We start from the raw sequence: 1,595 nt of genomic DNA, 5'->3' as shown, positions 1-1,595 counted from the left end.
GGATGCCTTTGTGGTGGTTGCCTACGGACAAATTCTCTCCCCAGAAATTCTAGAGATGCCGAGATTAGGCTGTATTAACGTTCATGGCTCAATTTTACCGAAATATCGGGGAGCAGCCCCCGTGCAGTGGTGCATCGCTAGGGGAGAAAAAGAAACCGGCATTACCACCATGTTAATGGATGCGGGCATGGACACCGGACCGATGTTACTGAAAGCCTACAGCCCGATCGCTCTTTTTGACAATGCCGAACAGGTGGGAGCAACCCTAGGCCAAATGGGGGCGGATTTGCTCCTAGAAACCCTCTCTAAGCTCGATCAAGGGGAAATTACCCCAATTCCTCAAAATAACGACGATGCCACCTATGCTCCTTTAATTGAGAAATCCGACTATCTAATCCACTGGCAAGATTCGGGCCGGACAATTCACGATCGAGTCCGGGGTTTTTATCCTAATGCGCTGACCACTTTCCGGGGACAACCCCTAAAAGTGATGGCCACTATTCCCCTAGACGATCTCGGTCAACTTCCTCCAGAATTACAGACAAAAGACCTTTCTCATCTAAGCGGAGAAGTGGGATCGATCGTGGCGCTCTGGAAAAATTTCGGGCCGGTAGTGCAGACGGGAGCGGGTTTATTATTATTAAAAGAAGTGCAATTATCGGGAAAACCACCGCGTTCTGGTGGGGATTTAGTCAATGGTTCCCGTTTAACTATCGGTGAGACTTTCGGTCAATAGTTTTCAGGGGATGGCTTTCCTTTGCTCCTCTATGCTTCACTGGTGAAGATTTTTTTTAACTTGCGAAAGCGATCGGAATAACTTCTTAACACTTCGATCGCAAACATGGGGGTTTCCTGCACGGCAAATAAAAACTGCGGTTGATTGAGATAGGCTAATTTACAATCAGTTTTGGCAATAGCTGTGGATTCTCGCAGTTTATCCCCATGCAGGAGCGCTCCTGCTCCGAATACATCCCCTTTTTCTAGAGTTTCTATCAATTGTCCCTTGATATACATCTCCACTTCTCCGCTAAGAATACCGTACATTAACTCGCCCTCCGTGCCATCGGTAAAAATAACTTCACCAGCTGGAAAAGTGCGATCGGGATGATTTTCGAGAATTTTAATCGTTTCTACGGGACTTAACATGATTTAACGATAATTTTTTTGGGTTATCTCTCCCATTTTCCGATATATTGAACTCCCCGATCATCGTTTTTGTATTGTAAAGTTTTGTAAAAAATATATGCAAATGACTGCAAACAACTGCTAATATGGTTAGTACAAGTTTACGTTGCAGTTCACATGAAACTATCAGATTATGCTAAGAAAAAAGGGATCAGTTATGACACTGCTTGGAGAATGTGGAATCGAGGGCAGTTACAAGGAGAACGTCTTCCTACAGGAACAATTATTATTTTTGAAGATGACCGTTCTTGCGGTGAAAATAAAGTAGCTATTTATGGGCGAGTTTCTAGTTCAGAAAATAAATCTAACTTAGAGACTCAGGCAAAAAGATTGGAAGCTTATTGTATTGCGAAAGGCTATCAAATTGTTCGAGTAGTTAAAGAAGTAGGAAGTGGAGTCAATGATCATCG

3 protein-coding genes are annotated in these 1,595 nt (G+C 43.6%); 2 read left to right on the top strand and 1 reads right to left on the bottom strand.

What is annotated here, in order from left to right; translation table 11 throughout:
• On the top strand, window positions 1-736 hold a 736-nt coding region (locus tag PX484_RS23270; protein ID WP_288105761.1), incomplete at its 5' end, for a methionyl-tRNA formyltransferase.
• Between the two features lie 29 nt (window positions 737-765).
• On the opposite strand, the gene PX484_RS23265 is transcribed toward PX484_RS23270, so the two are convergent.
• Entirely contained in the window at window positions 766-1,146 is a 381-nt protein-coding gene (locus PX484_RS23265; RefSeq protein ID WP_002803323.1) for a cyclic nucleotide-binding domain-containing protein, read from the bottom strand.
• A 156-nt stretch (window positions 1,147-1,302) separates the two neighbouring features.
• On the opposite strand from PX484_RS23265, the gene PX484_RS23260 reads away from it, so the two are divergent.
• Window positions 1,303-1,595: recombinase family protein (locus tag PX484_RS23260; RefSeq protein WP_288105757.1), on the top strand; the 293-nt coding region annotated here is incomplete at its 3' end.

The sequence above is a fragment of the Microcystis sp. M49636_WE2 genome, assembly GCF_030065375.1.
In the GTDB taxonomy this organism is placed as follows: domain Bacteria; phylum Cyanobacteriota; class Cyanobacteriia; order Cyanobacteriales; family Microcystaceae; genus Microcystis; species Microcystis aeruginosa_C.
Note: the sequence above shows the minus strand (reverse complement) of the source record. Positions and strands in the feature narration are given on the sequence as shown.

Bases quoted from the DNA above. Each gene is read 5' to 3' on its own strand.
- PX484_RS23265 (WP_002803323.1), bottom strand. From the start codon at position 1,146: ATGTTAAGTCCCGTAGAAACGATTAAAATTCTCGAAAATCATCCCGAT.